This window comes from Amycolatopsis sp. (genome assembly GCF_036008905.1).
Taxonomy (GTDB): domain Bacteria; phylum Actinomycetota; class Actinomycetes; order Mycobacteriales; family Pseudonocardiaceae; genus Amycolatopsis.
The window spans coordinates 1-6,618 of the sequence record NZ_DASYMU010000196.1 but is presented as its reverse complement, the minus strand read 5'-3'; the positions used below and the strand labels follow the sequence as shown (position 1 = coordinate 6,618).

At 68.1% G+C, this 6,618-nt stretch carries 7 protein-coding genes; 5 read left to right on the top strand and 2 right to left on the bottom strand.

Annotated features, from left to right (window positions below; genetic code table 11):
• Positions 1-646, top strand: a 646-nt coding sequence (locus VGP60_RS32260) for an adenylate/guanylate cyclase domain-containing protein (protein WP_327551937.1), incomplete at its 5' end; no start/stop codon positions are given.
• On the opposite strand, the gene VGP60_RS32255 is transcribed toward VGP60_RS32260, so the two are convergent.
• A complete protein-coding gene (locus VGP60_RS32255) occupies positions 643-1,635 on the bottom strand; it encodes a beta-ketoacyl-ACP synthase III (protein ID WP_327551938.1) in 993 nt (330 codons plus the stop codon). The two genes, VGP60_RS32260 and VGP60_RS32255, sit on opposite strands and share 4 nt — an antisense overlap.
• 226 nt (positions 1,636-1,861) lie before the next feature.
• On the opposite strand from VGP60_RS32255, the gene VGP60_RS32250 reads away from it, so the two are divergent.
• Both VGP60_RS32250 and VGP60_RS32245 read left to right on the top strand, forming a co-directional pair.
• On the top strand, positions 1,862-2,023 hold the full coding sequence (locus tag VGP60_RS32250) for a hypothetical protein (RefSeq protein WP_327551936.1): 162 nt from the start codon (positions 1,862-1,864) through the stop codon (positions 2,021-2,023).
• Between the two features lie 50 nt (positions 2,024-2,073).
• Complete coding sequence (locus VGP60_RS32245; RefSeq protein ID WP_327551935.1) at positions 2,074-3,084, top strand: glutamate dehydrogenase; 1,011 nt, start codon at positions 2,074-2,076, stop codon at positions 3,082-3,084.
• On the opposite strand, the gene VGP60_RS32240 is transcribed toward VGP60_RS32245, so the two are convergent.
• Positions 3,081-5,345 (bottom strand): beta-glucosidase family protein, encoded by a 2,265-nt coding sequence (locus tag VGP60_RS32240; protein WP_327551934.1) that lies wholly within the window; start codon positions 5,343-5,345, stop codon positions 3,081-3,083. The two genes, VGP60_RS32245 and VGP60_RS32240, sit on opposite strands and share 4 nt — an antisense overlap.
• Before the next feature lie 137 nt (positions 5,346-5,482).
• Here VGP60_RS32240 and VGP60_RS32235 point away from each other — a divergent pair, with 137 nt between their 5' ends.
• Together VGP60_RS32235 and VGP60_RS32230 are read left to right on the top strand one after the other, a co-directional pair.
• Positions 5,483-5,953, top strand: a complete 471-nt coding sequence (locus VGP60_RS32235) for an Lrp/AsnC family transcriptional regulator (protein WP_327551933.1) — start codon at positions 5,483-5,485, stop codon at positions 5,951-5,953.
• Positions 5,954-6,152: 199 nt separating this feature from the next.
• Positions 6,153-6,557, top strand: a complete 405-nt coding sequence (locus VGP60_RS32230) for an SsgA family sporulation/cell division regulator (RefSeq protein WP_327551932.1) — start codon at positions 6,153-6,155, stop codon at positions 6,555-6,557.
• The last annotated feature ends 61 nt before the right edge of the window (positions 6,558-6,618 follow it).

Below are 6,618 nucleotides of genomic sequence, written 5' to 3'. Positions count from 1 at the left end.
CGACCTGGTCGCCGGGCTGCGTGAGCAGGATCGCATGCGGGACCTCTTCGGCCGGCACGTCGGCGCGGACGTCGCCCGCCACGCGCTGGAGTTCGGCGCTTCGCTGTCCGGGGACGTCCGCGAGGTGACGGCGTTGTTCGTGGACGTCGTCGATTCGACGGCGCTGGCCTACCGCACCCCGCCGGAGGAGCTCGTCGGCAAGCTGAACCGGCTGTTCACCAGCGTGGTCAACGCCGTCAACGCCCAGGGCGGGCTGCTCAACAAGTTCCAGGGCGACGCGGCGCTGTGCATCTTCGGCGCCCCGACCCGGCTCGCCGATCCCGCGACGGCCGCGCTCGCCGCGGCCCGCGCGATCCGTGACGCCGTCCGCGAACTCGGTGAGCTCGACCTCGGCATCGGTGTCGCCAGCGGCCCGGTTTTCGCCGGTCAGCTGGGTACTAGCAGCCGCTTCGAGTACACCGTCATCGGCGACGCGGTGAACGAAGCCGCGCGGCTCACCGAGAGCGCGAAGGCCGTGCCGGACCGGATCCTGGCGAGTGACGCGGTGATCGCGGCCAGCACCACGAGCGAGCGAGCGCTGTGGACACAGCACGGGGAACTCCAGCTGCGCGGGCGACAGGAAGCCACCGTCACCTGGGCGAACTAGCCCGGGACGACCTCAGGCCAGCGCAGCACGGCAGAACCCCAGGTCAGCCCGGCACCGAACGCGCTGAGCAGCACCTTGTGCCCGGCCATCAGCGTCCCGTCGAGGCAGGCATCGTTGAGCGCCAACGGAATCGACGCCGCGCTCGTGTTGCCGGTGGTCTCGATATTGGAAACGACGGCGTCCGCGGGCATCCCGAGCTGCTTCGCGGTCGCCTGCAGGATGCGGATGTTCGCCTGGTGCCCGACGAACCTGTCGACGTCGGCGACCATCCAGCCCGCCTTGTCGAGCACCACGCGGGACGACTCGGCCATCCGCGCGCAGGCGTGCCGGAACACCGCTGTCCCTTGCATGGCAAGGAAATAGTCGCTGGGGTTCGCCGACTGGCGCTGCTTCGAGCCACCGGCGGCGACCCAGAGCAGCTCGGCCAGTTCGCCGTCACTGTGCAGGTCGACCGGGCCCAGCGCGCCGAGCTCGTCGGGCTCCCCGGCGCGCAGGATCACCGCGCCGGCGCCGTCACCGAAAATCGGGACGGTGCCTCGGTCTTCGGGGTCGACGAGAGTGGTGAAGGTGTCCGCGCCGATGACCATCACGGTCTGTGCGACATCCGCCGCGATCAGTCCGCTGGCCGTGGCGAGCGCGTAGACGAAACCGCTGCACACGGCGTTGACATCGAGCGCGGCGATGCCGTTCAGGCCCAGCTTGGTGGCGACCTGCGGCGCGCTCGCGGGGCACGGCTGGTCGGGGGTCGACGTCGCGAGCAGAAGCGCGTCAACGCTTTCGATGCCCGCGGAAGCCAGCGCACGGTGACCGGCTTCGGCCGCCAAGTCCACAGTGGACGTTCCGGGGTCGGCGACGTGACGCGAGCCGATGCCGGTCCGCGCGCGGATCCATTCGTCGGAGGTGTCGAGCCGCTGGGAAAGTTCGTGGTTGTCCACCACGCGCGGCGGTAGCCAAGCGCCTAGACCGGACAGTACCGCGGCCACCGATATCCCTTCCGCGCCAGCGATGGGTTACGACTGGCTCGGTTTACTTGTATGTCCTACTAATCGGTATACCGGCGCGTTGTGTTCCAGGTCACTATGCGAAGAAAGTTCGCTTCTGACGTCCCCCGAGGTGGACGCCCTTGACGTCCACCCAACGGTGACTGCTGTCACCCGATCGGTCCCGGTGCCATGATGGTGATCTTTCACGGACTTGCGAGACGGGGGTCTGGGCGTGGACGACGAACCGTACCTGCAGATCAGCTGGCGCGACCGGGAAACCGGCAGCCGCGGCTACCTGGTGATCGACAGGCTGGTGCGCGGGGTCTCCAGCGGCGGTCTCCGGATGCGCGACGGCTGCACACTCGACGAAGTCCGCGGACTCGCCGGGTCATAGCAGCGTCGCGAAGCGTCTCCGTTGAGGGTGGTGGAGGGCGACGGGCGGGAATGACGGCCAAGGAAGCGCTCAACTACGACCCGAACGGCCGGTACATCCCGCTGGGCGGCGCCAAGGGCGGGATCGACTTCGACCCGCAGGACCCGCGGGCCATCCACGTGCTGCGGCGCTACCTCGAAGCCGTACGCCCGTACATCGAGCGGTTCTGGACGATGGGCGAGGATCTCGGGCTCCGCCAGGACGTCATCGACACCGTGCTCGCCGAAATCGGGGTGTCCTCGTCGATCCAGGCGGTCTACCCGTTGCTGGACGACGAAACCAAAGCCCGGCGGCTCGCGGCCGCGTTCCGAATCGTCGTGGACGGGGTGCAGCTGGAAGAACTCGTCGGCGGCTACGGCGTGGCCCAAGCGACGCTGATCGGCGTCGACCGGCTCGGGCTCGAAGATCCCCGGGTGTTCGTTCAGGGCTTCGGTTCCATGGGCAGCGCGGCGGCGCGGTACCTCGCGCGGGCCGGGCTCAAGATCGTCGGGATCGCCGACGCCGTCGGCATCATCGCCAACCCGGCCGGACTCGACGTCGAAAAACTGTTGCTGACGCGCAATTCCTACGGCGAGATGGATCGCGCCGAACTCCGCCCCGGCGACGAGCAGATCCCGTTACGGCACTGGCTCGACATCGACGCCGAGGTGCTCGTCCCGGCGGCGGTGTCGTACGCGATCCACGCGGGCAACCAGGAATCCGTGCGCGCCAAGCTGATCGTCGAAGCGGCCAACATGCCCGTCACCGCCGAGGCCGAGATGCCGCTGACCGAGCGCGGCGTGCTGATCCTGCCGGACATCGTGGCCAACTCCGCCACGAACGCCTGGTGGTGGTGGACGGTCTTCGGCGACATCGAGCCCGACGCGGGCGAGGCGTTCGACAAGATCCGTGTGTCCATAGGGAAACTGATCACGTCCACGCTCGACCGCGCCGAACTCGGCAACGTCACCCCGCGCGCCGCGGCCGGGGTCCTCGCGAGCGAGGCGTCGACGCGGATCGCCCGCCGCTTCCCGACGGCTTAGGGATTCGCGGGCGGGATCGTCGCTTGAGGGCCGGGTGGGAGCCCGAGCAACGACGTCAAACCGGTCAGTCCGGTGAAGAGGGCTTCGTCGGGGCAGGACACGAGGTTCGCGAGGGTGCCGCTGACCGAATCGCCGCCGGTCGGCGCACCCGGCGGCGCGGGCGGGGTCGGCACGCTGGTCGCGATGGTGGTGGGAACCCGCACCGAAGAGGTCAACGGCAGGTGACGCGACGAGTCACCGACCGAGACGGTGTAGTCCCCGGCACTGCGGATCCATTGGTGCAGCGTGGAATCCCAGTGCGAGAACGCCCGCGCGTCGAGCGTGAACCGAACACGTTTGGTCTCGCCCGCGTTCAGCTGAACCTTCTCGAATCCCTTGAGCAGCCGGGGCGGCTCGCCGTCCGACGCGGGATGGCTCAAGTACACCTGCGCGACTTCGGCTCCAGCCCGGGTGCCGGTGTTCGTGACGTCCACGCCGACACTCACCGTGCCGTCTGCCGCAACGGGACCAGCGGTGAGACCGCCGAAGGAGAAGTCCGTATAGGACAGTCCGAAACCGAAGGGGAACAACGGGTTCAGCTTCTGCTGGTCGTACCAGCGGTAGCCGACGGCGAGGCCTTCGGAGAACTGCCCGCCGGGGAACCGCGCGAAGTCCTTCGCCGGAACCTGATCCAGGCCGGTCGGGAAAGTGATCGGCAGTTTCGCCGACGGGTTCGTGTCGCCGTAGAGCAGTGACGCGATCGCGTTGCCGTATTCCTGACCCGGGTACCAAGCCGCGAACACCCCGCGCACCTGGTTCAGCCACGGCATCGTCACCGGCCCGCCGGTGTTGAGCACGACCACGGTGTTCGGGTTGGCCGTCGAAACGGCTTCGATCAACTTGTTGTCCGCGTCGGAAAGCGCGATGTCCCCGTTGTCCTTCGACTCCGAGGACCACTTCGCGACGAACACCACCGCGGTCCCGGCCGCCTTCGCCACGGACGCGGCCCGCGCGTGGTCACCACCGTCGTCGAAGCTGACCTGACCTCCGGCGCGCGCGGCGATCCCTTGGTACGGCGTCACGATCGACGGCGCGAGGACGTGCACGCTGCCGCCGCCGGAGCCGAGCACCCCGGCACCGGCCGCGTTCCCGATCACCGCCACCGAACCGGACGCGGGCAGCGGCAGGACGTTCTGCTCGTTCTTCAGCAGCACGGTCCCCTGCTCGGCGACCCCGCGCGCGACGGCCGCGTGCGCGGGCGAAGTCACCACGGCACCCGGCGTGCCGGTGACGGGGTTTTCGAAGATCCCGCGCGCGAACATCGGCCGCAGGATCCGGCGGACCATGTCGTCCAGCCTGCTCGCCCGCACCTGTCCGGCGTCGAGACCCGCCTTGAGCCGGGTGCCGAAGTAGCAGCTCCCCGGCATCTGCATGTCGAGCCCGGCGTTCGCGGCGGCGACGCTGGCGTGCATGGCGAACCAGTCCGAGGTGACGAACCCGTCGAAGCCGAACTGTCCTTTGAGGACTTTGCTCAGCAGGTAGGTGTTGTTGCACGCGTGGACGCCGTTGACGAAGTTGTAGCCGCACATCACGGAGTCGACATCACCGTCGCGGACGGCGTCCTCGAACGCGGGCAGGTAGATCTCCTGCAGCGTCCGCTCGTCGACGACGGCGTTGCCGAGCGGGGTGTCGCGCAGGGCTTCCTGGTTGTACGCGGCAAGGTGCTTGGCCTGCGCGATCAGCCCGTTGCCCTGGATCGCCCGGATCTGCGGGACGGCCAGCGCGCCGGTCAGCTCGGGATCTTCGCCGAGCGTTTCGAACGAGCGGCCGGCGCGCGGGTCCCTCGCCAGGTCGAGTGTCGGGCCGAGCGCGACATTGGCGCCCTTGCCGCGCATCTCGGTACTGACGACGTCTCCGTACTCGGCGGCCAGGCCCCGATCCCAGGCCGCGGCCAGCGAGTTCGGCGCGGGCAGCTGCGTGACGCCGGTTTTGCCGCCGCCGACGCCCGCGGCGCCGTCGGAAAGCGACAGCTGCGGGATGCAGAGCCTGGGGACGGCCTTGACGATGCCCGCGTACGTCGTCGGGTTGAGGACGTCCAGCACGCCGCCGGAGCCGTGCACCAGGCCGAGCTTCTCGGCCTGGGTGAGCCGGCTCAGGACTTGGTCGACGCGCTGTTCGACGGGCGCCGAGGAGCCGACCCACGGGCAGGCTTCGTCCACCGGCGCGGCCGACGCCGTCACGCCGGTCACCCCCGAAGCGACGAGCCCCGCTACCGCCAGCACTGCAAGACCCCGCCGCGTCCACATAGCTAAAGTGAGTACCGTTCACAAACGTCGGCGTCAAATCCTCGCGGGGTTTCGGGCCGCCGGCGCCCGTAAAAGCACCGGACGGGTGAACGACAGACCGATAACCTGGGTCGGTGACCCCGGACCTGGACTCCCTCGACCACGCCATCCTCACCCAACTGCAGGACGACGCCAGGACGATCGCGGAAACGATCGGCGCCAAGGTCGGGCTCTCCGCGGCGGCCGTGCAGCGACGGATCAAGCGGCTGCGCGAGTCGGGGGTCATCGCGCGCGAGGTCGCCGTGCTCGATCCGGCCGCGCTCGGCCTGCCGATGACGTTCATCGTCATGGTCGAAATGGAACGGGAGCGGCTCGAGGTCCTCGACGCCTTCCGGCAGCAGGTTCTCGACGACGCTCACGTGCAGCAGTGTTATTACGTCACCGGCACCGCCGATTTCGTGCTCGTCGTCACCTGCCGGGACATGCTCGATTTCGAGGCGTTCACCCACCGGATGTTCTTCGACAACGAAAATGTCCGCCATTTCACCACCAGCGTCGCGATGGAACGGGTAAAAGTCGGCCTGACACTGCCACTGCAGGACTAAGTCAGTCCACAATGGATTCATCACCCCGCGTGTCCATGTGATTGCAAGGGGTATGTGGCCGGTGTTACACCACTTTGGACAGATACAACCGATCGCATGAACGTGGAGGTTTCTCCGTCATCAACGGACGTCTCGGCCATCTCCTCCATGACCGAACAGTTCGCACCTCGCGAACCACAGGACGCAAGGAGGAGTGGCCGTGCACACCGACGCCGTACACCAGAGCCAGTTCGTGCTGCTGAACGACAGCACGACCCCTGTTCTTTCCCGTATGTCCTTCCACGCCGACGAGCCTTTCGCCGTGACGGTGGCCTTCCGCACCGAGCGAGGCCGCTGGATCGAATGGACCTTCGCCCGTGACCTGCTCGTGGTCGGACTGCTCGAGCCGACCGGCATCGGCGACGTCCGCGTCCGCCCGGATCTCTCCGAGGACGAGGCGCTGCTGACCCTCGAGATCGAGTCCCCCGACGGTTACGCCGCCTTCGAACTCGAGCGCGAGGACGTCCGGAGCTTTGTCGACGCCACGCTCGACCTCGTCCCGCTGGGCTCGGAGAGCGAGCACTTCGACGTCGACGGGCTGATCGAAGAAATCAGCAACGTCTAGGTCGTGTCTGGTAAATCTGTTCGAAAACCTTCATGAATGGGAACACGAAGGGCGGGGTGTG